General features: G+C 44.0%; 27 protein-coding genes. 13 read left to right on the forward strand and 14 right to left on the reverse strand.

Features of this window, described 5'->3' with window-relative positions; genetic code table 11:
* Nucleotides 1–162: 162 nt before the first annotated feature.
* Complete coding sequence (gene rpe / locus FSC11_RS11655) at nt 163–849, reverse strand: ribulose-phosphate 3-epimerase (RefSeq protein WP_163167045.1); 687 nt, start codon at nt 847–849, stop codon at nt 163–165.
* 173 nt (nt 850–1,022) lie between these two features.
* On the opposite strand from rpe, the gene FSC11_RS11660 reads away from it, so the two are divergent.
* Nucleotides 1,023–1,307: a DUF2218 domain-containing protein gene (locus FSC11_RS11660; protein WP_163167047.1), complete on the forward strand. Its 285-nt coding sequence runs from the start codon at nt 1,023–1,025 to the stop codon at nt 1,305–1,307.
* 9 nt (nt 1,308–1,316) lie between these two features.
* On the opposite strand, the gene FSC11_RS11665 is transcribed toward FSC11_RS11660, so the two are convergent.
* The 9 genes from FSC11_RS11665 to FSC11_RS11705 all read right to left on the reverse strand — a co-directional run bounded on the left by FSC11_RS11665 (nt 1,317) and on the right by FSC11_RS11705 (nt 9,619).
* Nucleotides 1,317–2,357 (reverse strand): M48 family metallopeptidase, encoded by a 1,041-nt coding sequence (locus FSC11_RS11665; RefSeq protein WP_163167049.1) that lies wholly within the window; start codon nt 2,355–2,357, stop codon nt 1,317–1,319.
* Nucleotides 2,358–2,369: 12 nt separating this feature from the next.
* Nucleotides 2,370–3,488 (reverse strand): YjgN family protein, encoded by a 1,119-nt coding sequence (locus tag FSC11_RS11670; protein WP_163167051.1) that lies wholly within the window; start codon nt 3,486–3,488, stop codon nt 2,370–2,372.
* A gap of 116 nt (nt 3,489–3,604) precedes the next feature.
* Nucleotides 3,605–4,441 carry an S-formylglutathione hydrolase gene (fghA, locus tag FSC11_RS11675; RefSeq protein ID WP_163167796.1) on the reverse strand — a complete coding sequence of 279 codons (837 nt, stop codon included), beginning with the start codon at nt 4,439–4,441 and terminating at the stop codon, nt 3,605–3,607.
* A 38-nt stretch (nt 4,442–4,479) separates the two neighbouring features.
* Nucleotides 4,480–5,880, reverse strand: coding sequence for a C13 family peptidase (locus FSC11_RS11680; RefSeq protein WP_163167053.1), 1,401 nt, complete (start codon nt 5,878–5,880; stop codon nt 4,480–4,482).
* A 121-nt stretch (nt 5,881–6,001) separates the two neighbouring features.
* Nucleotides 6,002–6,823: a class I SAM-dependent methyltransferase gene (locus tag FSC11_RS11685; RefSeq protein WP_071320886.1), complete on the reverse strand. Its 822-nt coding sequence runs from the start codon at nt 6,821–6,823 to the stop codon at nt 6,002–6,004.
* Nucleotides 6,817–7,641, reverse strand: a complete 825-nt coding sequence (locus FSC11_RS11690; RefSeq protein ID WP_004893246.1) for an undecaprenyl-diphosphate phosphatase — start codon at nt 7,639–7,641, stop codon at nt 6,817–6,819. Before FSC11_RS11690 ends, FSC11_RS11685 begins: the two co-directional genes overlap by 7 nt.
* 16 nt (nt 7,642–7,657) lie before the next feature.
* Complete coding sequence (tsaB, locus tag FSC11_RS11695; RefSeq protein ID WP_005221044.1) at nt 7,658–8,323, reverse strand: tRNA (adenosine(37)-N6)-threonylcarbamoyltransferase complex dimerization subunit type 1 TsaB; 666 nt, start codon at nt 8,321–8,323, stop codon at nt 7,658–7,660.
* A 135-nt stretch (nt 8,324–8,458) separates the two neighbouring features.
* Entirely contained in the window at nt 8,459–8,989 is a 531-nt protein-coding gene (locus FSC11_RS11700) for a gamma carbonic anhydrase family protein (RefSeq protein WP_163167055.1), read from the reverse strand.
* Nucleotides 8,990–9,004: 15 nt separating this feature from the next.
* On the reverse strand, nt 9,005–9,619 hold the full coding sequence (locus tag FSC11_RS11705) for an NUDIX hydrolase (protein WP_163167057.1): 615 nt from the start codon (nt 9,617–9,619) through the stop codon (nt 9,005–9,007).
* A gap of 124 nt (nt 9,620–9,743) precedes the next feature.
* On the opposite strand from FSC11_RS11705, the gene FSC11_RS11710 reads away from it, so the two are divergent.
* Nucleotides 9,744–10,292 carry an NUDIX hydrolase gene (locus tag FSC11_RS11710; protein WP_008304383.1) on the forward strand — a complete coding sequence of 183 codons (549 nt, stop codon included), beginning with the start codon at nt 9,744–9,746 and terminating at the stop codon, nt 10,290–10,292.
* Between the two features lie 89 nt (nt 10,293–10,381).
* On the opposite strand, the gene FSC11_RS11715 is transcribed toward FSC11_RS11710, so the two are convergent.
* Entirely contained in the window at nt 10,382–11,212 is an 831-nt protein-coding gene (locus tag FSC11_RS11715; RefSeq protein WP_163167798.1) for a lysophospholipid acyltransferase family protein, read from the reverse strand.
* A gap of 187 nt (nt 11,213–11,399) precedes the next feature.
* Here FSC11_RS11715 and FSC11_RS16425 point away from each other — a divergent pair, with 187 nt between their 5' ends.
* The 6 genes from FSC11_RS16425 (at nt 11,400) to FSC11_RS11740 (ending at nt 15,537) form a co-directional block, all read left to right on the forward strand.
* Nucleotides 11,400–11,531 (forward strand): hypothetical protein, encoded by a 132-nt coding sequence (locus FSC11_RS16425; RefSeq protein ID WP_260396356.1) that lies wholly within the window; start codon nt 11,400–11,402, stop codon nt 11,529–11,531.
* Between the two features lie 154 nt (nt 11,532–11,685).
* Nucleotides 11,686–12,963: a ribosome rescue GTPase HflX gene (hflX, locus tag FSC11_RS11720; RefSeq protein WP_420867680.1), complete on the forward strand. Its 1,278-nt coding sequence runs from the start codon at nt 11,686–11,688 to the stop codon at nt 12,961–12,963.
* 32 nt (nt 12,964–12,995) lie between these two features.
* Nucleotides 12,996–13,367 carry a hypothetical protein gene (locus FSC11_RS11725; protein WP_004811284.1) on the forward strand — a complete coding sequence of 124 codons (372 nt, stop codon included), beginning with the start codon at nt 12,996–12,998 and terminating at the stop codon, nt 13,365–13,367.
* 9 nt (nt 13,368–13,376) lie between these two features.
* Nucleotides 13,377–14,051, forward strand: a complete 675-nt coding sequence (locus tag FSC11_RS11730) for an LrgB family protein (RefSeq protein WP_004811286.1) — start codon at nt 13,377–13,379, stop codon at nt 14,049–14,051.
* 529 nt (nt 14,052–14,580) lie between these two features.
* Nucleotides 14,581–15,018, forward strand: coding sequence for a hypothetical protein (locus FSC11_RS11735; protein ID WP_163167061.1), 438 nt, complete (start codon nt 14,581–14,583; stop codon nt 15,016–15,018).
* 69 nt (nt 15,019–15,087) lie between these two features.
* Entirely contained in the window at nt 15,088–15,537 is a 450-nt protein-coding gene (locus FSC11_RS11740; RefSeq protein WP_163167063.1) for a DUF2147 domain-containing protein, read from the forward strand.
* Nucleotides 15,538–15,598: 61 nt separating this feature from the next.
* Here FSC11_RS11740 and FSC11_RS11745 read toward each other — a convergent pair whose 3' ends face one another.
* From FSC11_RS11745 to pdxA, 3 genes are read right to left on the reverse strand one after another with little or no spacing between them, the layout of a single operon-like run.
* A complete protein-coding gene (locus FSC11_RS11745; protein WP_163167065.1) occupies nt 15,599–16,444 on the reverse strand; it encodes a symmetrical bis(5'-nucleosyl)-tetraphosphatase in 846 nt (281 codons plus the stop codon).
* 5 nt (nt 16,445–16,449) lie between these two features.
* The gene (gene rsmA / locus FSC11_RS11750) at nt 16,450–17,262 is read right to left on the reverse strand and encodes a 16S rRNA (adenine(1518)-N(6)/adenine(1519)-N(6))-dimethyltransferase RsmA (protein WP_163167067.1); all 813 of its coding nucleotides are present in this window, start codon (nt 17,260–17,262) and stop codon (nt 16,450–16,452) included.
* Nucleotides 17,263–17,292: 30 nt separating this feature from the next.
* Nucleotides 17,293–18,261, reverse strand: a complete 969-nt coding sequence (gene pdxA / locus FSC11_RS11755; RefSeq protein ID WP_163167069.1) for a 4-hydroxythreonine-4-phosphate dehydrogenase PdxA — start codon at nt 18,259–18,261, stop codon at nt 17,293–17,295.
* A 302-nt stretch (nt 18,262–18,563) separates the two neighbouring features.
* On the opposite strand from pdxA, the gene rplM reads away from it, so the two are divergent.
* The 5 genes from rplM (at nt 18,564) to FSC11_RS11780 (ending at nt 21,491) form a co-directional block, all read left to right on the forward strand.
* Nucleotides 18,564–18,992 (forward strand): 50S ribosomal protein L13, encoded by a 429-nt coding sequence (gene rplM, locus FSC11_RS11760; RefSeq protein ID WP_004811299.1) that lies wholly within the window; start codon nt 18,564–18,566, stop codon nt 18,990–18,992.
* Nucleotides 18,993–19,004: 12 nt separating this feature from the next.
* Nucleotides 19,005–19,391 (forward strand): 30S ribosomal protein S9, encoded by a 387-nt coding sequence (gene rpsI, locus FSC11_RS11765; protein ID WP_004811301.1) that lies wholly within the window; start codon nt 19,005–19,007, stop codon nt 19,389–19,391.
* Between the two features lie 334 nt (nt 19,392–19,725).
* Nucleotides 19,726–20,376 carry a glutathione S-transferase N-terminal domain-containing protein gene (locus FSC11_RS11770; RefSeq protein ID WP_004811304.1) on the forward strand — a complete coding sequence of 217 codons (651 nt, stop codon included), beginning with the start codon at nt 19,726–19,728 and terminating at the stop codon, nt 20,374–20,376.
* A gap of 13 nt (nt 20,377–20,389) precedes the next feature.
* Nucleotides 20,390–20,818, forward strand: coding sequence for a ClpXP protease specificity-enhancing factor (locus tag FSC11_RS11775; RefSeq protein ID WP_004811307.1), 429 nt, complete (start codon nt 20,390–20,392; stop codon nt 20,816–20,818).
* Nucleotides 20,819–20,837: 19 nt separating this feature from the next.
* Complete coding sequence (locus tag FSC11_RS11780) at nt 20,838–21,491, forward strand: hypothetical protein (RefSeq protein WP_004811309.1); 654 nt, start codon at nt 20,838–20,840, stop codon at nt 21,489–21,491.
* Nucleotides 21,492–21,525: the final 34 nt, after the last annotated feature.

Consider the following 21,525-nt stretch of genomic DNA (forward strand, 5'->3'; position numbering starts at 1 on the left):
CCAAATTGAGTTCTTTTTATACATATTTTGTATAATGCTTAAACAACCAAGCTACAATTGATTACAATTTATGCTGGATATCCATAGGGTTACCCACATAGATATCCATATACTTATCCATAAAGTTATCCACAGCTTGCTGTGAATAACATAAAATTCCGATCAGACAATGACTTGTCCTATTTTCGCCAGTTCTGCACGCATTTCATCAATCACAGCTTTATAATCCGGTTTACCGAAGATCGCTGAACCTGCCACAAACATATCCGCACCTGCTTCTGCAATTTCGCGGATATTGGCTGGTCCTACCCCACCATCTACTTCTAGACGGATATCACGACCAGAAGCATCAATGATCTTGCGTGCCTGACGTAATTTATCCAAAGTCATCGGAATGAATTTCTGACCACCAAAGCCCGGGTTTACACTCATCAACAGGATCTGATCCACTTTATCCAGTACATAATCAAGGTAATGCAAAGGTGTTGCCGGATTAAATACCAGACCCGCCTGAGCACCGCCAGATTTAATCAGCTGCAAAGAACGGTCAACGTGATCAGAAGCTTCCGGATGAAAAGTAATAATGTCCGCACCGGCCTCAAGGAAATCACCAATCATGCGATCGACCGGTTTGACCATCAGATGCACATCAATCGGTGCCTTAATGCCATATTTTTTCAATGCCTTACACACACCTGCCCCAAAAGTCAGGTTTGGCACATAGTGGTTGTCCATGACATCAAAATGAACAACATCAGCACCTGCTGCCAGTACATTTTCAACTTCTTCACCTAAGCGGGCAAAGTCAGCAGACAAAATAGAAGGTGCAATTAAATACGGCTTGGACATGGAAGAACCTGGCTGAATATGAGATGAATACCGCATTATAACAAATTGTATTTGCGCCTGCGTCTGTTCGCCTGAATAATCGCATCCGCTTAACAAATTGTTATAGGACAAGACTTGCCGGTTATGGATGCTCCCGCCTATGATGAATACCTCTCAACAAGATCATTCAAACTATGCAAGAAAGTTATGCTGATATTGCGACCTTACAAGCTCAACGTATTGCCTTACGGTTAATGAAACATTGGCAACACAAATTTGAAGTGGCCTCGACTGAACAGAATATTCAAATTCACATGCCGAATGCGATGGTGGAAATGATACCTACGGATCAGCATTTACGGGTACAGATTCGGGCACAGCAGGAAGATGTCGACCTGCCGCGACTACAGCAGGTGGTCATTGAGCATCTCGAACGGATGGGTCAGGAGCCTTTACAGGCAGAATGGCAAATTCAGTAACTCTAAGCCTCAGGGCTGTCGTAGTGTATGTTCTGCCTCAAATGCTTTTACCGCCTTAATCCGCTCTTGTGTTGCAGGATGGCTACTAAAGAAATCCCATACTGAGCTTTCGGCCTCCTTATCTTCCCCACTGTCTTTAGCCAAGCGTTCCAGAAAGTTGGCAAAATGAATGGTGGGAATATGCTGGGCCTGCATCGCATTTAAAGCATAGTCATCTGCTTCAGCCTCAAAATTACGCGAATAGCTGGCACCGACCATGGCCACCGGTAAATTGGTCAGCAAGTCTGAACCATCACCGGTAATCATGATTAAAATTACGCTAAACCCTAAACTGGAAAGTGCCTGTTGCAGGCTATGCCGCTGTACCAGATGGCCCTGTTCATGTGCCAACACCCCCATAATTTCCCGATCATCCTGAGCCAGTGCGACCAGTTCATCAGTCAGGATAATGGTATTATTTGGAATCGCCAGTGCATTGGCACCGATTGTTCCACCTTGACGGAACACCACTTTCGCCGGCTGATCTCCTGCAACCAGTTGTTGATATTGCGCTACTATCGCCTGCTGACGTGCCTTAGGCAGTTTAGTGTCTTCAGTCATCTTCAGGACATAGCTTTCTGCTTCATCGCCCATACGCGTCAAAGTGTTGGCAGGCAGATGATGAGCCACATGATAGGAAGCTGCTGGAATGCCCCATTTAATTGTCGCAAAACCCAGTGCCAGTACAAATGCCACACTAAACAGAATTAAAGCCGGGGTGCGTTCCAGTTTCCAGATCGAGTGCTGTAATCCCTTACGCTGTAAATTAAACCATTCTGGCAGCTCAGAAGAAAACTCCAGGCGGGCATCATCTTTGAGTTCAATCACTGGCTGAATTTTTCCAAGTGCTCCAATCAGCTGCATGTCTGCATACAGATAACGCCGCTGCTGTGCATAAGCTTCGCCATAACGAATCAGTACCGACTGATCATCAATCCGGGACACCTGCGCCGGTTGCGGTTTTGAGATAATGCCATCATAGAAAATGACGTCAGTGACCTGAGCAGACATACTTTTCTCCTGTTATAACGACACATCAATATCGAAGATGTCACTGATCTCTTCTGCCAGCGCACTGTGATCCTGCTGTGCTCTGTTCATCATCATGTCCGGATCATTACGTAAATTCAGGGTTAATGATTCCACCTGATAGCGATATAGACGAATCGCTGCCCATGGTGTAAGCAAACCTAAACTCAGAATACGTGCGATCCAGTTAGTCACCAGAATCCAGGTATAGTGCCATTGGGTACACTCGGTCTTGAACTGGCTACGACTGATAGATGTATTGTTCCAGGTGGTAATAAAAATCCGGGCCTGCATCAGGGGAAAAATGATGAAAAAACCAAAGAGATAAATCGCTACAATCCAGCCGATTAGCGAGCTTAAAACTCCAGGATTGCCAAGATTGGTAAAACTGGAACCTATGCCAAAGATCATCACCGCAACCAGAAAACCCATGAAAATAAACAATGGGACATACATGGCCTTCATGTAATCGCCCCATGTGGCATTCAGCTTGAATTTCAACTGGCCTGCATAGAGATGATCAAAGCAATAACGTTTATATAGCCAGACCAATACCGGGAAAAAGATCCCTAGGGTCAGGATATAAATCAGAATGGCTTTGATAAAGGTCCAGTAAGCTTCCTTATTGGTGCCGCCAAAATAAAACCGGGCATTGCCAAATTTACTGTTGCGGGCATTAAATCGTAGTGTCGCCCGAATCAGCCAGGGCACTGCCAGATAAAGAATCAGCAACCCGACCAGTGTCGCTGTAGTAGACAGGTTTGAAGCAATCGAAATGGCAAAATATAGTCCCAGCGCAATCAGACGCCCCATCAAAATTTTGACTGGTACCCCGGTAAAGTCGAAACGGCGTTGTACAAATTCAGTATTACCATAAAAATAACGTAAACGGCGTACCTTGGCCCAAGGTGAATACAATCCTAAAGTGACTATCGTCAGCAGGATATTCACAATCCAGATACCGAAATATTCACTGGCAGTCCCATGAAAACGAAAATGCTGTAATCTGCCTACTCGTGCAGGTCTTACTTCCAGCGTAGCTGGAATATCAGGTGGGAATGGTGGAATGACTGGAGGAATTGTAGATGCGTCTATATCACTGGTATTTTGCATAAACTGCCTTGTTTTTATTATATAAATCTTTGCAAGCATAGCGCATGATCAGACATATATGCCATGTATATTTGCATCCATGCCATGAGTCATTTGCTTTGGGTTATAGCTAAAAATCAGTTTTCGAGCTGTACCGCATGGAACTGTAGATGATCATCAACAAAGCTTTGGATAAAGTAATAACCGTGATCATAGCCCTGATGTTCACGTAAGGTAAGCTTTTGTCCCGCGGCATCACAAGCTTGCTGGAATAAGGCAGGATTCAGCTGGCTATAAAACTGATCATTAAAGCCTTGGTCAATCAGGATATCCGGATAAAGTGCACCTTTGGCTTTGACCAGTTCAGTCGCATCATGTTTGGCCCATTCTGCACGATCTTCACCTAAATAATTGCTAAAGGCCTTTTCACCCCAAGGACATTGGCTTGGTGCACAGATCGGAGCGAAGGCAGAAACAGAGACAAATTTTTCTGGATATTTAAATGCCAAGGTTAAGGCACCATGACCACCCATCGAATGTCCAAAAATACCGATTCTGCCCGACTGGATCTCAAACTCTTCATTTACCAAGGGATAAAGCTCATTCATGATGAAACTTTCCATCTGGAAGTGTTCAGCCCAAGGAGACTGCGTTGTATTGATATAGAAACCGGCACCCTGTCCGATGTCCCAGTTGTCTCCTTCAGCTACCCCCTCACCACGTGGCGAGGTATCTGGTGTAATCAGAATCAGGCCCAGCTGTGCTGCCAGACGCTGCGCATGCGCTTTAATCGCAAAGGTTTCTTCAGTACAGGTCAGACCTGCCAAATAGAATAACGCTGGACAGCTTTGTCCTGCCAAGGCTTGCGGCGGCAGAAATATACCAAAGCGCGCTGATTTTTTTAACACTTTAGAATCAAAGCGATAGATTCGCTGTTCACCTTCAAAACTTCTATTATTCTGTAGCAGTTCCATCATGATTCCTTTTCTATTTTCTAAAGTCATTGATCGGTTTAGGGCGCGAAAGCGACTGGCTGGGAAGCTGAAGCTGTTGTCGCTGGCGGGAAAAGACGTTGTTCAAGCTGAGGTAACATCAACTCCATATTCTTACCGATGACCCACTGCGGTTCAGACGGTTCAAAACCTTGTGCACTTTCCCACTTCGCTACCGTCTGGCTGGCTTGTGTAAAAGCTTCCTTTAAGCTGTTTTGCTCACGCATCGCCTCATCGAAGAAAGCACGACCAAAGTAGGTATAGTCAGCTTCATTGGAACAGCCAAAAGACTGGCGATCAGCGGCTGAAGCGGTGATGACCAAAGTATTTTCATTTTGCAGTGCAGAAACAAAGCTGCCGGAGTAACAGGCAGAAATCACAATGACTCGCCAGCGGATACCGGATGCATCCAGCGTGTCACGCAGCCACTTTGGATCGACCTGTGCCAGATCTAGCGGTGCATTTTCCATTTCAAATACGTTTGGCAAACCATGCGATGTCATGTACAGGAAGAGCACATCACTTTCACGGTTCATCTGCTGGCCAATACGGCGTAAAGCCAGTTCCATACTGGTTTTGGAAGCAATTGGCATCTCGGTGCGGGCTGCTGGATGATTTACCAAGGCAATCGAACGACCAAAGGTTCCAAAGCGGGTATCAAACTGTTCCTTGATCCGTTCAATCTCTGAATAGAATACATCTTGATAGCTTGCACCTGCCACACCCACAAAATACCAGTGTGACTGCGCAAACTCGCCATATTCAATAGAATCCAGCGCTTTGTTTAGTAAATTAGGTTGTGCATAGAAGGCATCTTCAGCAAAGCTGGGCGGGACTTCTTCCACTTTCCAGATCGGCTGATCTTTGACAGAAATCTGCCAAACGACCAAGGTAAACAGGGTTGCCAGCATAATTAGTGCCCGTTCCCACCACGGCCATTTCAGTTCACGTGAGAATACCCAGACCACAGCCAGACTTTGCCAGACAAACAGCATCACAAATAAGGTCGGGATATAGTCATACAGGATGTACGGCAGATAGTCGAGATCGCCCAGATACTGAATCAGACACTGGAACAGCATGATGTGCGTATCCAGTACTAGCCAGAGCAAGGCCGGCACCAGCATCAAACGCGGATTATTGATCCGCTGTGACAGAAAAATCCCGACAATCAGGGCAATAAAAGGCCAGAGTGCGTAGCTAACCAGACCTTGGGAGTTAAATTCCCCAATCCGGCCTGAACTGAGCCAGCTGAACAGGCTGTTGGCACAACCACCCAGAATGCCCCAGAACACCAGTTGAAGAATGGAGGGACGTACCATTTGCAGGGAACGCCTCGACCCCAGAAACAACCATATTCCGGCAATTTGATTGCTCTTAAAATCGTGCCAAAAATTAATGGATGGTTTGAAGTCGATCATAGGATTTCGGGGAGATGAAGTGGCTCGCTAATTCGCAGAATAAGTTTATGCTTGATAGGACTTTTATCAATGCTATTTTTAACTATATAACAAATCCTTGGCGAATTTTGAAGCAATTATCTTATTCAGCTACAAGATCATGCTGAAAATACGCATCAAAGCGACAAGCATCCCCTTGCCATTGATGATCGGGTGCTTTATCAGCCAGAAAAACGGCAAGACGCGGACGCTTCACCACCACCCGTTTAGCAATTTTCTGTGCCAGTTCCAGCAGGTTATCGCCAAGGTCCATTTCACCATCTTCAGGCAAAAGCATATGCAATAGCTGCATCTGTTTTTTCACCTGTGCCTGTTTCTTGGGTGCCTGCTGATTCTGGTCACGCTGCGGGAACATCGGATCCAGATAAACGACATCCACCATGGCGCTTTCTGCTGCCTGCTGGATTAAATAGTCAGCAGAATCAGAGAAGACCAGATGAATACGCGATACAACCGGATTCAGGAAAGCATCATTCTGCGCACGCGTATGGGTATCTTCCAGCAAGGTAAACAGAATCGGATGACGTTCGACCAGAGTGACATGCGCACCAAGATGTGCCATCAACAGGCTGTCATGACCAAGACCGGCAGTCGCATCAATTAGGGTCGGCTTTTCACCCAGGTTGCAAGCACGTGCAATCATTTCCGACTTCAGTGAAGCACGTTTTAAACGCCCCACTTCCGCTTTCCAGTCCGGTTGCATTTTCATGCCATTGGCAGATAGCCATAAACCGTCCGCATCAACACACAGTGCCAGTTCGGGATTCAGGCGAAAGAAACGCGCATTGAGTTTTTCTACGGTCTCAATCTGAACCTGTACACCACGAGAAGAAAGCACAGCCTCAAAGTGCTGTGCTTTCTCGATATATGCAGTTTCAGTGTATAAGCGAATCTCGCTTACCATAATGTCCAGCCTGTGTATGCAAACAATAAAATGAGCAGTCCCGATACAATACGGTACCAGGCAAAAATCATGAAATCACGCTTCGCGACATAAGCGACTAAGGCACGGATCAATAACAATGCTGAAATAAAGGACACTAAAAGACCAACAGTAAGTACCACCCAGTCCTGAGTCCCACTAAACACGTCATAGCTCTGGTATAAGTCTAACAGGCCTGCACCGACAATTACCGGGATACCCAGAAAGAAGGAAAACTCAGTCGCTGCCTTACGTGATACTCCCAGGAACATCGCCCCGATAATGGTAGCACCAGAACGTGAAGTACCTGGAATCAGCGATAAAACCTGAATCAGACCAATCCAGATAGCATCTTTAATGGTCAAGTCTTCAACTTCTTGGGCACGGACTTGAGGTGGATTCTTTTCAATCCAAATAATGATCAGACCACCGACAATCAAGCCAATCGCAATTGCAATATTGTTGAATAGCAACTCTTTCACAGTTTGACCAAAAGTTAGCCCGATAAGTATGATTGGAATCGAAGCCAGAATCAGACCAATACCGAGACGGCGTCCTTGTGGTTCACCACTGACAATCCCGGTAGCGGCTCCCCACAGACGTGTCCAGTATTCATAAATCACTGCTGCGATTGCCCCCATCTGGATGGCAATCACGAAAACATCACTCTTTTCCTTGGTCCAAAAATTCATTAATTCTGAAGCCAGAATCAAATGCCCTGTACTGGAAATCGGTAAGAACTCAGTAATACCCTCAACAATACCCATGATTGCCGCTTTCAGCAGCAGTAATAGATCCATGCTTAATCCTGATTAATTATGCTTTGCCTTGTTCTGGAATTTTTTTCCATGCGTTATCGCGTAAATAGACCGGCAGTGCCAATTCAGCACTAACCCAGTTTTCTGATGCTGCTGCCACACGCGCTATCGTGGCAATATCCTGTGCAGTCGCAGTAACATTCTTGTATTCAGTCTCTTCTGATTGGACCAGATGAGCGCCTGAGCCGACTACAGCAAATTTTACTGTGGCGCTACCCTGTTCATAACCAAGCAACTGTTCTTCATCTACTGGTTGCATGATGCCTTGAGCATCCAGCTGATAGCTGGCGATATAAACTTCATTCATACGCGCATCGAGTACCGCAGTCACTTCTGACAGACCGTGCAAACGGTATGCCGCTTGTGCCAAAGCCTGCAAGGTCGAAACGGGTACCACTGGCAGGTCATTTGACCACGCCAAAGCTTGTGTTACCGCGGCATTAATACGTACACCGCTAAATGAACCCGGTCCACGACTAAATGCAATCGCCGTCAAATCAGAAACCGCCAGGCTTAAATCTTTTAGAGCCTGCTCGATCATTGGGAGAATTGTTTGCGTTTGTGCCTTTGCGCGCGCATCAAGTTGGAAAAATAATTCTTGAGTGTCATCAATCACAGAAACGGAACACTGCTCATTGGCAGTTTCCAATGCCAGCACTTTCATGCACAACCTTAATTCAGAGAATATAAAAAACGCGGATATGATACTCCACTCATATCCGCTACGCGAGATTTTCCCGAAACAGATACAAAAAAACCTGGCCATCGCCGGGTCAATAAATACAGGTAGATGAGTTGCTTAAAGCTCAACCTGTTCCAGTTGCTGGAACTTCTGAAAATGGTTAGCATAATGCAGTGCGCTCATTTTCAGCTTTTGTACAGTATCTTCATCTAGGGTTTTTATCACCTTACCCGGCGATCCCATTACCACAGAATTGTCCGGAATCACTTTTCCTTCCGGAATCAGCGCATTCGCGCCAATGATACAGTTTTTACCAATCACGGCATTATTGAGAATAACAGCCTGAATCCCGATCAGGCTATTATCACCAATGGTACAGCCATGCAGCATGGCTTGATGACCAATCGTCACATAATCACCAATATGCATTTCAATCCCCGCATCAGTATGCAGTACGGCATTTTCCTGCACATTGGTATAGTCCCCAAGATGGATTTTGCAGTTATCACCACGCACCACGGCGCCAAACCAGATACTGACCTGTTTGCCCAATTCAACCTGACCAATCACGGTCGCTGTGGGTGCGACCCAACCATCCCATGGTGGTTGCAGCGCTTTTGGAGAATGTCCCTGAAATTTGTACAACATGCCTGAATATCCTCTTCAGTCCTGAAAGAATTTTGATCGTTTAAAAGCTGGTGAATTAAGTAAGAATGGCCAGTCTTTTTTATAGTCGAGGCCATACTGAAATAAAGAAATCAGCATACGCGCAGTCAGCCCCCAGACCACTTCATTTTCCACGCGCATACTCGGGAAATATAAGGACTGCTGGGCAAAGCGTACTTCATAAGGTGTGGGTTTGGCTTCAAGTAAATGCCGCAGTGAGGCAAAGAAAATCCGGTCAATTTCAGTGGGTTGTGGAACCAGCTGAACTTTCGGTGGAATCAGTCCGACAATCGGTTTTACCAACATGCCATTTCGTGCCTTTTGCATGGGCAGATCACCAATGAGCTGCACATCGAAAGGGTTCAGTGCGGTTTCCTCATAGGCTTCGCGTAGCGCTACGACGATATTGCTGGTGTCCTGCGGATCACGCTTACCGCCCGGAAAAGAAACCTCACCGGCATGATTAGACAGATAAGCCGAACGGCGGGTGAGTAAGACCTTGGGATCCGACTCATCCGTAATCGCAATTAACACGGCAGCATGCGCTGGCTGAATCCGCCTGGAAAAGCGCAAACGTTGCTGTAATCTGTGTGTTAAATTGCGTTCATCCATCCACGCTTTCCTCATTCTCATTATGATTTCATCATAGCTGATTTTTGATTCCTGAGGATAGAATTGATGCCAAATTTCAATTTTTCAGTTATCCTGAGTCTACTTTTTGTCATTGATGATGAATATGAACTTCTGTACGGCCTGTGGACATAAGACAACTGAAAAAATACCTTTAGGTGATCAAAAACTTCGTCATGTCTGCAGCTCCTGTGGTTTTATTCATTATATTAATCCAAAGATTATTTGCGGATCCCTAGTGGTCTGGGAAGACAAAGTACTGCTATGCCGACGTGCGATTGAACCTCGTTATGGCCTGTGGACTTTACCTGCCGGCTATATGGAACTGTTTGAAACCATGGAACAAGGCGCAGCACGTGAAACCCGTGAAGAAGCCGAAGCTGAAGTGGAAATCGAACAGCTGTACTGTATGTACAATATTCCACGTATCGGTCAGATTTATGTGCTGTTTAAAACTCAACTGGTGGAAGGCAAATTTGGTGCTGGTGAAGAAACCATTGAATCACGCCTGTTTGACGAAGTGGATATTCCTTGGGCAGAACTGGCATTCCCGAGTGTAGAAAGGACCTTACGTCATTATTTTGAAGACCGTAAAAATAATGTTTTCCCGATGCATCTCGAAACCCTAGGTTCACGTCTGGATCACACTGGTTAAAACAACAAACTACTGAATGCTGCACATAAAAAAATGAGCGCCACTAAACGCTCATTTTAGTTTTTGGAAAATAATTCTGTTTGTTTTACCTATGAAACTGATGCAGTAACTTCCAAGGGTGTTTTCAGGACTTTATTCTGTAAATACTTCAGACCTTCATTCATCTTTTCCTGCACCAACGGCGTCAGCGTATCCACCGTATGACCTTCTGTAGAAATGCCCGGTAAAGCCATTAAATGTGCCGTGACATTTGGCATCTCTAACACTTTACGTACATGCTCAGCGAAACCGACCTGACCAATAAAAGGCGCGACCGTATCCAGTTCCCCCTGCTGATTGACATAACAAATCAGGCAAATCTGTACCGGGCGCTTTGCTTCAATTGCTGCACCTAGAATCCTGCCATGGACCTTCTTGATTGCACGTCCATCTGAAGTGGTGGCTTCAGGGAAAAACAGCACTGGAATTTCCTGTTTTAAAAATCCGGTAATCTGCTCACGGATCCGGACTGAATCTCCCGACCCACGCTTGATAAATAAAGTTCCCCCGCCTTTCGCCAGTTTTCCGAGCAGCGGCCACTGTTCAATCTCGGCTTTAGCCAGGAAAAACACCCGTGCACTAGAACCGAGTACTGCAATATCCAGCCAGGACACATGATTACTCACCCAAAGTGCGGGTTCTCGTGGAATAGTGCCATGTACCTGCACTTCAATATTAAATACCTTGCATAGCTGACGACAGAAATACTGCACATATCGCGTGTTATGTGGATTATTCGGATTCTTGTATAAACCGTGTCGGTAAACTAGATAGAACCCTTCACTCACCGCTGCGACAGAGGCAACCATTTTTCTGCTATAGAGCAAAAATTTTGCTAAACCACGAATTTCAGATGTTTCATTATTTATAGTCGAGTGCATACAAGGATCACTATTTCCAGGTCGATTCAGGTCATCATCTTCACGTATCTTTACCATTCTATACTGTTCATTCTGAACATGCATTGATTATAAAAACCGTTCAGACGGATTAAATTTTGCAATTTTTATTCAATTAAACGATGAATTATTACATTTCCATTGAATGAGTAAATTATGGAGTTTTATCATGCAGCAAGATCCAAAGGTTACGGTTGAAACCCTTCAACCCACACAAGCACTGAAATACATTTTTGTGGCAACCGCATTCTATGCGGCTGTTTTAGTCGGCCTTGCTCAACTTTTTGTTGCTGCACTCTAATCCAAAACTCACAGAGCAATGCTATCTGTCCCTGTCTTTTTCCACTAAAATGAATTCTATTAAAAAAGTTTTTAAGTAGAGTGTGGACTGAGTGGAATATTTTGAACAGCATCGTGCCAAAGATCGTGTCATTCTGGTCAGTGTGACCGTGCAGATGCTGGAGGATCTGGATGCAGAAGAATTTCACCTGTTGGCCAGTTCAGCAGGGGCAGAAATTCTTGAGCATATGTATGCTCAGCGTTTAAGACCCGATCCTAAATATTTTATCGGCTCCGGCAAGGCTGAGGAAATTGCAGAAAAAGTTGAAGCTCTTGAAGCTGATCTGGTGATTTTTGACCATACCCTGACCCCTGCTCAGGCACGTAACCTTGAACGTGTCGTTAAATGTCGGGTGGTGGACCGTACGGAACTCATTCTGGATATTTTCGCGCTGCGCGCTCGCACTTATGAAGGTAAATTACAGGTCGAACTGGCCCAGTTACAGCATCTTTCTTCCCGCCTGATTCGTAGTCGTGGCAATCTGGATAGCCAGAAAGGGGGTATTGGTTTACGTGGCCCTGGTGAAACTTTATTAGAAACTGACCGACGTTTGCTGCGTGTACGGATGGGGCAACTGAAAGCCCGACTGGATAAAGTCCGTCAAACCCGGATGCAAGGTCGTGTAGCCCGTCAGAAAGCTGCTGTACCTACCATTTCTCTGGTTGGTTATACCAATGCCGGTAAATCTACCCTGTTTAATATTCTTGCAGATAGCGATGTTTATGCAGCTGATCAGCTGTTTGCCACTCTGGATCCAACCTTGCGCCGTCTGGACTGGGAAGGCATTGGCACTGTAGTACTGGCAGATACGGTAGGATTCGTGCGTAACCTGTCTCACTCCCTGGTGGAATCTTTTAAAGCGACTTTGGAAGAAACTTTAGAAGCCACCCTGTTGCTACACGTGATTGACTCCAGCAGTCCGGAAATTCTGGAACAAATTGATGCAGTAGAAAGTGTGCTCAAGGAAATCGGGGCTAATGTTCCAGTACTTCGTGTCTATAATAAAATTGACCAAAGCGGTGAAGACGCCAAGATTATCTATCACAAACCTAATCAGCCAGAACGGGTGTATGTGTCTGCTCACACTGGAGAAGGGATTGACCTGCTACGTAAGGCGGTACATGAAGCGTTGATGGGAGAACTGCAAAAGTTTGAACTTAAGTTACAGCCTGCACATGGCAAACTGCTTAATCAACTTTATGATCTGAACGTGATTCAGTCCGAACATTATGACGAGCAAGGTCAGCTGCATTTGCAGGTCAGTATTGCTCCACAGAAATTGGCACAGATCATCCGCCAGGCACATCTATCCCTAGAAGATATTTTGGGTGAGCAAGCAGTTCAGTTTCAACGGCCACTTGAAGAATTTGAAATACCGCGTAAGATCGACTAAAACTCGATAAATCAAATTAAATAGACTCTAAAATGAACTGGATTAAGCATATAGATTGGCCAGCATGGATCGGCACGCTGCTTCTAATTATTGTCTTTCGGGAAGCAGCAGTATGGATCATGACCCAGCTAGAGCACCCTGAATTAGGCAATCTGGTCGGTTTGATCAGCCTGCTCATCGTCCTGTTTAGCTGGCGTCGCTGGAGCAAAATTCCTGCCCGACTGGTAGATACCAATAACAAGATTATGAAAGAAAGTGCCTTTGCATTTTTACCTGTCAGTGCCGGCTCATTGATGATGCTGGTGCATATGGGACATAAAATTCCAGCCTTTCTGCTAATTCTGTTTGTTAGTACGCTCATTCCATTATGGGTCTATGCAAAAATGGCCAAGCGCTGGCTTTAGGAGATCATTATGTTATCTGTACTCTATGGTTTCCTGATCACGCTAGTGGCCTATCTTGCGGCTAAACCATGTAACCGTGTGATTCCTAAAATTCCGGTCATTGTCTTTGGCATGTTCTTCGTGCTGGCTATTCTGTTTGTACTGGGTGTTCCTTATGAACATTATACAGAAGACACCAATCCCCTGTTTAACCGTCTTTTAGGCTATGTTACGGTGGCCTTGGCAATTCCTCTGGCAGCGATGCGCTATGATGACCTGCCATTAAAAGGTGTGATTGGAATTCTGATCTTCGCCAGTATCAGTGCAGTTGCCCTGCCCATGGGACTCGCTTATCTGTTACATATGGCAGCCGGTGACATCATGGCCTTTGCCACTCGTGCAGTTACTACCCCAATTGCGATTAATATCGCGACTTTACTAGATGCACCAATTAGCCTGGTGATTCTGATTGTAATTCTGTCTGGTGTCATTGGAGCTGCGTTTTCCCCCCTTATTCTGCGTCATATCAATGACGAACGTGCTTCTGGTCTTGCACTGGGCCTTGCCGCTCATGCGATTGGCACAGCGCAAGCCTGGCAGCGTGGTAGTGTTGCAGGTCGATACGCAGCATTTGGTATGGCAGTGAATGCTGTCTTTACGGCCCTCTGGCTACCGACTTTTATTCTATATCTTCAGAATCTTTAATCTGACCACATCGTCATTTTTGGATGACTATATCTATTTTATATAGTCATTTTATTCTTATATCGATTTAGATAGAAATATGAACTATTAAATTCTAATGACAAGTTAGTCACTTCATAAATTCATTTAAGTTTCATACCAGTAATTAAATTGACCTAAATGACAGATTTTAATTCAGTAATTTTATATATTTATAATCCTTTCAATCGTTTTAATATTACTAAATCTACCCTATTTTTAACTTGGCTACACGCTGTCTCTTTGGTCAGTTATTTTAAATATTTCTCTCTCACTTTCCTATACATAATTCAATATGGGTTAAAAATCACGTTTCCACTAACAAGAATATTGTTATAATCTTTAAGACTTAAGTATGAATCTCTGCCTATATTCAACTTGCATTTTTTTATATAAGGTTGTATGAATAATAAACATATAGATTTTTTAGTCTTTGTGTATTAAAACTTCATATACAGCAAGAGTGAAGCAAATCAAATGGATATTTGATTTTGAAATACAAGGAAATTGAATGAAAACAATGAGTGTTTTCAGGACATCTGGTGTTGCTTTAAACCCAATTTCTTGTGGAGAGAATTGGATAAGTATTTGGCAGCAGATGCATGACAAGACAGATCCGGCCATGATCCTGATTAAATCGGCGAAATATAATAGAGGTGGCTTATCTAGAAATTTAGGCAACTCATTATCCCACCCACTTTTTGGTAATAAGCCAAGAAAACAAGGTGCTGATCATTTGCCCTCCACTCAGTACTCATTTGAAATACTGGAGCCAGAAGCCTTCAACAAATTGAAATTCACTGCATTACATCATGCTGGAAACGCTACGCTGCAATCAGTATCCGATATACATATTCATGACCTGATTAATCAGGTCGCTGTCGATGGAAATTCCTTAAATTTGTATGACCATACTCAAGTTTCGGTCATGGGACTTAAACACAACTGAATTCTTAGTGCAGACTGATCAAAAAATAACTAGTGACTGTCTGTAACAAACCACATGGGGATGATTAATATGAAAAAATCTAAAATCGCAATGATGCTAATGGGTGCATGTATGGCTGTGTCAGCTTTTGCACAGGATTTGACCGGCACTTGGCAACAAATTGATGATAAAACTGGCTCCCCTAAAGCCATTATTGAAATTCGTCAAGAAAATAACGGTACCTACGTGGGTAAAATCGTGAAAGTAACGCCTCGCCCTGGTTATACCCCACAAAAAAGCTGTAACAACTGCCCGGCACCGTATACCAATCAACCGATTCTAGGCATGGATGTACTTACCGGCTTAAAACAAGTAGGTAAAGCCAATAACTATGATAAGGGTCGGATCATCGATCCACTGACCGGCAAAGTTTATGATGCCAAAGCTCGCCTGAATGCGACTGGCAAGCGTCTCACCTTACGTGGCTATATCGGTGTATCGGCATTAGGCCGTAGTCAGACCTGGATTCGTCAGGATTAATTTACATTATTTCTGCTATAAAAAAGCCACGTTGAAACGTGGCTTTTTAGTTCTGGATATCTTAAAGCACGGGATTATGAACCGCGAACATCTGCTGGTCTTCTAATCGATAAGCCAGCAACTGATTACCCCAAACACAGCCACCATCGACATTTTGAACATGTTCGGAAATCGTCTTACCCTGTAATCCTGCCCAATGCCCGAAGATAATCTGATGCGTCTTGGCAGCTTTCGACTCAAACTCAAACCAGGGCCTGAAGCCTTCCGGCATTGGATCATTCAGAGAGTCTTTAAAACTGTATTCTAAACGTCCTTCTGTATCGGTTAAACGCATCCGCGTCAGGTAATTCACGATACAACGTATACGCTCATGCCCCTCTAACTCATCTGACCAGAGTGCTGGCTCTTTACCAAACATATCGCTCAGGAACGCATCCATGACTTCAAAATCATCATGACCTATGACTGCTTCTACTTCTTTGGCTAACTCGGCAGTCTTGGCAACATCCCAAACTTTAGGAATACCGGCATGCGTGAGCACTGTCTGTTCATTCGGGAACAGACACATAGGCTGTTTCCGCAGCCAGTCAATCAGATCATCACTGTCAATGGCATCAATCACATCACGGACATTGTCCTTGTCTTTAATCGGCTTAATGCCGCGTGCATAAGCCAATAAAGTCAAATCATGGTTGCCCAGCACTGTTGCAGCGACACCATTATCGACCAACTTTTTAATGAAGCGCAACGCGCCCAGCGAGTTTTCACCCCGAGCGACCAGGTCACCCGCAAACCAGATAAAATCCTGATCCGGATCAAAGCGGATTTCTTTCAGTAATGCCTTCAAGGCCTCAAAACAGCCTTGCACATCACCAATCACATAATTGTATCGAACAGTGCGAGTCATTCTTTTTAAGCTACCATTTGATCAGATAAAGCCACAAATTGAGCAAGTGTCAGAGTCTCTGGACGTGCCATTGGGTCTACACCTGCCTTTTCAAAACCATCTTCAACCAACATGCCTTTCAGACTATTACGCAAAGTTTTACGGCGCTGGGTAAATACGTGGGATACCAGACGTGCCAAAGCTTTTTCATTTTTCGCCACGATCGGTTTAACGTCATAGGGTTCTAAACGGAATACCGCAGAAGTCACTTTTGGAGGTGGAGTAAACGAACCTGGTGGCACTTCAAACAAGAATGTCGGTTTGCAGTAATACTGAATCATCACCGACAAACGGCCATATTCTTTAGTATTCGGTGAAGCGGTAATACGATCGACCACTTCTTTTTGCAGCATGAAGTGCATGTCTTTAACTTTGTCACCGAATTCCAGGAGATGGAACAATAATGGTGTCGAAATGTTATATGGCAGATTACCAACTACACGTAATGGACGACCTTCTTCAAATAAATTGGTGAAGTCGTACTTCAATGCATCTGTTTCAATAATCGTTAGACGTTCAGGATGCGGCACACGACCCGGCAAACCTGCAGCCAAGTCACGATCAAGCTCCAGAACGGTTAAAGCATCACATTCACCAATCAAAGGTGAAGTTAAAGCGGCCAGACCTGGACCAATTTCAACAATATTTTCGCCTGCACGCGGATTGACTGAACGGACAATTTTGGCAATGACACGTTGGTCATGTAAGAAGTTTTGACCAAAACGCTTACGCGTGTGATGCCCTTCATCTTTTGGGTTTAAGGCATTAATCTGATACATAGACATTTCCAACGTGTAATAAAGACAAGATCACTGACGCGCTAAATCCAGCGCCAAATCCACAGCGACATGTAAGCTAGAGCTTTTCGCAAGGCCTGTACCTGCGAGGGAGAGTGCTGTGCCATGATCAACAGAAGTTCGGATAAACGGTAAGCCCAAAGTAATATTGATGGCTTCACCAAAGCCTTGCGATTTTAACACAGGTAAGCCCTGATCGTGATACATGGCTAAAACAGCATCGGCATCTTTTAAATTTTCTGGGGTAAATAAGGTATCAGCAGGTAAGCTCAAGCTCATATTGATGCCTTGAGCACGATAAGTTTCCAATACTGGATTGATCACGTCAATCTCTTCCATACCGAGATACCCCCCCTCACCGGCATGAGGATTCAGACCACAGACTAAAATATGCGGATGCTCAATTTTAAATTTTGATTTCAAATCATGAATCAGGATATCAATCACCTGATGCAGACGCTCAGGCGTAATTGCATCCGCGACTGCTCGTAACGGAAGATGCGTTGTTGCTAAAGCGACACGTAAGGTTTTAGTTGCCAGCATCATCACCACACGAGGCACACCAGCAAATTCCTGATAATACTCAGTATGCCCACTGAAATGAATTCCGGCATCATTAATGACTGACTTTTGCACTGGTGCTGTTGCTACACCAACACTTTTCCCAATCATGGCATAGTCAGCTGAACGACGTAATTGTTCCAATACATAAGCAGCGTTATGGCTATTGAGCTCACCCAATATCACTTGTTGTTTTAAAGGTACATGCTCTACATAGAGCTGACCTTCTTCAGAAGAAGACTCTTGTCCCTTATATTCAATCAGCTCTATTGCCAGATTTAACTGGTGGGCACGCTGACCCAACATTTCCAGATCCGCAAGTACCACAATCGGACGCTCATCAACCCGATTTGCCAGACTCAAGCAGATATCAGGACCAATTCCGGCAGGTTCACCGCTGGTGACATATAAAGGCAGCATCTTCTTCTCTATTCACTAAAGCCTTCAATAGTATAGCCTGTTTCAAACAGGCTTGCGTGCAGCGATCTGTACAGTGTTTTGGACTGTGGTGATTCTCAGAGAAATCTGCGTTACAAATCTCGCCAGTTATTTTTATGCATTCTGCTTAATTTTTCTTCCCTTATGCTCGTAGATTATATAAAATACAGCGCTTGAAATTTTTAATTTTCATTTGTGATTCTTCACGTATTCGTTTAGAATCTCGTCTCCTTTTGTTTGGACAGATTCCACCGTCCAAACCAACTATAATAGGTAGTGGTTTAATGAAAACTCTCAGCGCTAAGCCAGCTGAAGTTCAACACGACTGGTACGTTGTTGATGCTTCTGGCAAAACTCTAGGCCGTCTTGCGACGGAAATCGCTCGTCGTTTACGCGGTAAGCACAAAACTTCTTATACTCCTCACGTTGACACTGGCGATTACATCGTTGTTATTAATGCTGAGCAAGTTCAAGTGACTGGTAAAAAATCACTTGATAAGAAATACTATCGCCATACTGGTTTCCCTGGTGGTATCCGTGAAACTAACTTCGAGAAATTAGTTGCACACAAACCAGAAGAGATCTTCCAACGCGCTGTTAAAGGCATGTTGCCAAAAGGTCCTCTTGGTTATGCAATGATCAAGAAAATGAAAGTGTACGCTGGTACTGAGCATCCTCACACAGCTCAACAGCCACAAGTTTTGGACATCTAAGGGATACAGCACATGGCTACAAACTATGGTACAGGTCGCCGTAAGACCGCAACTGCACGTGTTTTCCTATCTGCTGGTACTGGTAAACTCGTAATTAACAACCGTTCTTTAGAACAATACTTCGGTCGTGAGACTGCTCGTATGGTTGTTAACCAACCGTTAGAACTTCTTGAAGCAACTAACAAATACGACCTTTACATCACTGTTGCTGGTGGTGGTATCGGTGGTCAAGCAGGCGCTATCCGTCACGGTATTACTCGTGCATTGATCGCTGCTGACGAAACTCTTAAACCTGCTCTTCGTCAAGCTGGTTTCGTTACTCGTGATGCTCGTGAAGTTGAACGTAAGAAACTTGGTTTACGTAAAGCTCGTAAACGTCCTCAATTCTCTAAACGTTAATTCGTTTACCGAATCGGACAAAAAACCCTGGTTTATTCCAGGGTTTTTTTATGGCTTTAAATTTACCACTGAATAGAATTGTATATATTATTGTTCATGAACATCTTTACCCCATACCCCTTCATGACACCAGAAGGACTTGGTCAGATAATAGTTGGCTATACCTATAATCACAAACACTATGATTAAACCTAAATTCATGATCATCTTGTTCTGCTCCTTTCATTTTTTCTTATAATCTACCCTGTCAAAAGCCAATTGGTCTTTTATGCTTCGTGCTTTTTAGGTTGATTTTTAGTATCCTATTCTACTCACTAAAATTTGCTCAGGATTTATGTCAGTCGAAAGCGCGCCACTTCAAGGAATCACCTTATATAGCCATGCCGATGACTTTCGTTCCCATTGGATTCGCTACGTTCTTACCGAAAAACAAATTAAATATCATTTAATCTTGGTCGATAGTGACGATGAGGACTTGGCCAGTCTAAATCCTTATAATCAGCTACCGATGCTGATTGAAAATGATCTGAAATTATTTATTAGCCAGATTATTTCTGAATATATTGATGATCGCTATCGTCAGAACAAGCTCTATGCCGATGCACCGATGCCGCGAGCCGAGCAACGCCAATATCTATGGCGCTTCGAACATGACTGGCTTAAACTGGCCGATATCATGCTCAAACACCCGGATTCTTTAGATCCCGCTGCGAAAGCTCAGGCGCAAAAACAGCTTCGCGATATTCTGGTATCCCTGATGCCACTATTTCAGCACTTTCCCTATTTCATGTCAGAGCAGTTCAGTATCTTGGACTGCATGCTTGCGCCGATGTTTATCCGTTTGCACAGTATGGGTGTAGAATTACCTAAACAGCAATGCCGCCCATTCTATCTGTATTGCCAGCGAATCTTTAGCCGTCCTGCTTTTATCAAATCAATGACGTTGCAGGAAAAGAACCGCTACGCTGCCCAGTTATCAAATTAATCGAGTACTCATTATGTCTGAACAGGAATTCAACCTCACGCCTACACGTCCTTATATGTCTCGTGCGATTTATGAATGGATCTGTGATAACAATATGACACCATACCTGTTGGTTGATGCTACGCGTCCAAATACCATGGTTCCAGAACAGTTTATTAAAGATGGCCAGATCATTCTAAATATCGTACCGCACGCCGTACATGCGCTACATATGAGCAATGACGCGATTACATTCTCAGCACGTTTCGGTGGTGTATCACGTGATATTTATGTACCAATGGCTGCGGTACTAGGTATCTATGCACGTGAAAATGGTCAGGGACTATTCTTTGATCCAAATGAATATGAGCATACACAAACTGAAGAAGATGCTTTAAAATCAAACATTGAAGAAGAACCTGAAACACCAAAGAAAAAACCAAGCCTCAGGTTATTAGATTAAATAAGAACGGAGTAAGTGAATGGCTTTTGATTTAGTACAATATTTTGTTGAACAGATAGAAACTCAAAAGCCTGAGCTTCTAAGTCAGTATCCAAAGCAAGAACGTCGTGCATACATTGCCGAAATCAGTGCGCTGACTTTAGGTAAGCTGGTTAGTGAATGGAAGCTTAATCCGAATAAGATCTATAATGAAATTAATCATCCTGATGAACTATATATTCAGGAAATTGCCCGTCATCTGAGTACACTTAAATCCAATCAGTCTACTCTTTCTCGTGAAGTACAAGAAGCTAATATTTATGAGATTTTCAAACTTCAGCTCATAGAGCTTAAACAGCTACATGATACCGGCAATCATAATCTGAACAGTATTCAGGAACTGTTATATGGTCAGATCGAGCATCTTTCTGGTCAAGCAGATGATTGGGTTTGGACAACAAATAATCTGTTAGAACTGAAAGGCTCTAAACCAATGCCACAAGAAGAGCTATCATTGGAGGCAACGATGAAGGAGTTTAATCAGATGGTCAGCCAAAACAATCAGTCCCTAGAACATGACGTTGAAGATGTGGTTGTAGTCAATGCGCCAACTTGGGCAAAAATTGCAGAGCCTGTAGTGGCGATTGTGATCCTATGGGTACTTCTAGATCAGGTTATGAAAGTGTTTGCTTAAATTATCCATCTAATAAAAAACCAGCTTTGAGCTG

It is taken from the genome of Acinetobacter schindleri (assembly GCF_010918895.1).
GTDB lineage: Bacteria > Pseudomonadota > Gammaproteobacteria > Pseudomonadales > Moraxellaceae > Acinetobacter > Acinetobacter schindleri.

What these genes read in the sequence shown, in the direction of transcription:
- rpe (WP_163167045.1), bottom strand. Translation starts at nt 849, where the DNA reads ATGTCCAAGCCGTATTTAATTGCACCTTCTATTTTGTCTGCTGACTTT.
- FSC11_RS11660 (WP_163167047.1), top strand. Translation starts at nt 1,023, where the DNA reads ATGCAAGAAAGTTATGCTGATATTGCGACCTTACAAGCTCAACGTATT.
- FSC11_RS11665 (WP_163167049.1), bottom strand. Translation starts at nt 2,357, where the DNA reads ATGTCTGCTCAGGTCACTGACGTCATTTTCTATGATGGCATTATCTCA.
- FSC11_RS11670 (WP_163167051.1), bottom strand. Translation starts at nt 3,488, where the DNA reads ATGCAAAATACCAGTGATATAGACGCATCTACAATTCCTCCAGTCATT.
- fghA (WP_163167796.1), bottom strand. Translation starts at nt 4,441, where the DNA reads ATGGAACTGCTACAGAATAATAGAAGTTTTGAAGGTGAACAGCGAATC.
- FSC11_RS11680 (WP_163167053.1), bottom strand. Translation starts at nt 5,880, where the DNA reads ATGATCGACTTCAAACCATCCATTAATTTTTGGCACGATTTTAAGAGC.
- FSC11_RS11685 (WP_071320886.1), bottom strand. Translation starts at nt 6,823, where the DNA reads ATGGTAAGCGAGATTCGCTTATACACTGAAACTGCATATATCGAGAAA.
- FSC11_RS11690 (WP_004893246.1), bottom strand. Translation starts at nt 7,641, where the DNA reads ATGGATCTATTACTGCTGCTGAAAGCGGCAATCATGGGTATTGTTGAG.
- tsaB (WP_005221044.1), bottom strand. Translation starts at nt 8,323, where the DNA reads ATGAAAGTGCTGGCATTGGAAACTGCCAATGAGCAGTGTTCCGTTTCT.
- FSC11_RS11700 (WP_163167055.1), bottom strand. Translation starts at nt 8,989, where the DNA reads ATGTTGTACAAATTTCAGGGACATTCTCCAAAAGCGCTGCAACCACCA.
- FSC11_RS11705 (WP_163167057.1), bottom strand. Translation starts at nt 9,619, where the DNA reads ATGGATGAACGCAATTTAACACACAGATTACAGCAACGTTTGCGCTTT.
- FSC11_RS11710 (WP_008304383.1), top strand. Translation starts at nt 9,744, where the DNA reads ATGAACTTCTGTACGGCCTGTGGACATAAGACAACTGAAAAAATACCT.
- FSC11_RS11715 (WP_163167798.1), bottom strand. Translation starts at nt 11,212, where the DNA reads ATGCACTCGACTATAAATAATGAAACATCTGAAATTCGTGGTTTAGCA.
- FSC11_RS16425 (WP_260396356.1), top strand. Translation starts at nt 11,400, where the DNA reads ATGCAGCAAGATCCAAAGGTTACGGTTGAAACCCTTCAACCCACACAA.
- hflX (WP_420867680.1), top strand. Translation starts at nt 11,686, where the DNA reads ATGCTGGAGGATCTGGATGCAGAAGAATTTCACCTGTTGGCCAGTTCA.
- FSC11_RS11725 (WP_004811284.1), top strand. Translation starts at nt 12,996, where the DNA reads ATGAACTGGATTAAGCATATAGATTGGCCAGCATGGATCGGCACGCTG.
- FSC11_RS11730 (WP_004811286.1), top strand. Translation starts at nt 13,377, where the DNA reads ATGTTATCTGTACTCTATGGTTTCCTGATCACGCTAGTGGCCTATCTT.
- FSC11_RS11735 (WP_163167061.1), top strand. Translation starts at nt 14,581, where the DNA reads ATGAAAACAATGAGTGTTTTCAGGACATCTGGTGTTGCTTTAAACCCA.
- FSC11_RS11740 (WP_163167063.1), top strand. Translation starts at nt 15,088, where the DNA reads ATGAAAAAATCTAAAATCGCAATGATGCTAATGGGTGCATGTATGGCT.
- FSC11_RS11745 (WP_163167065.1), bottom strand. Translation starts at nt 16,444, where the DNA reads ATGACTCGCACTGTTCGATACAATTATGTGATTGGTGATGTGCAAGGC.
- rsmA (WP_163167067.1), bottom strand. Translation starts at nt 17,262, where the DNA reads ATGTATCAGATTAATGCCTTAAACCCAAAAGATGAAGGGCATCACACG.
- pdxA (WP_163167069.1), bottom strand. Translation starts at nt 18,261, where the DNA reads ATGCTGCCTTTATATGTCACCAGCGGTGAACCTGCCGGAATTGGTCCT.
- rplM (WP_004811299.1), top strand. Translation starts at nt 18,564, where the DNA reads ATGAAAACTCTCAGCGCTAAGCCAGCTGAAGTTCAACACGACTGGTAC.
- rpsI (WP_004811301.1), top strand. Translation starts at nt 19,005, where the DNA reads ATGGCTACAAACTATGGTACAGGTCGCCGTAAGACCGCAACTGCACGT.
- FSC11_RS11770 (WP_004811304.1), top strand. Translation starts at nt 19,726, where the DNA reads ATGTCAGTCGAAAGCGCGCCACTTCAAGGAATCACCTTATATAGCCAT.
- FSC11_RS11775 (WP_004811307.1), top strand. Translation starts at nt 20,390, where the DNA reads ATGTCTGAACAGGAATTCAACCTCACGCCTACACGTCCTTATATGTCT.
- FSC11_RS11780 (WP_004811309.1), top strand. Translation starts at nt 20,838, where the DNA reads ATGGCTTTTGATTTAGTACAATATTTTGTTGAACAGATAGAAACTCAA.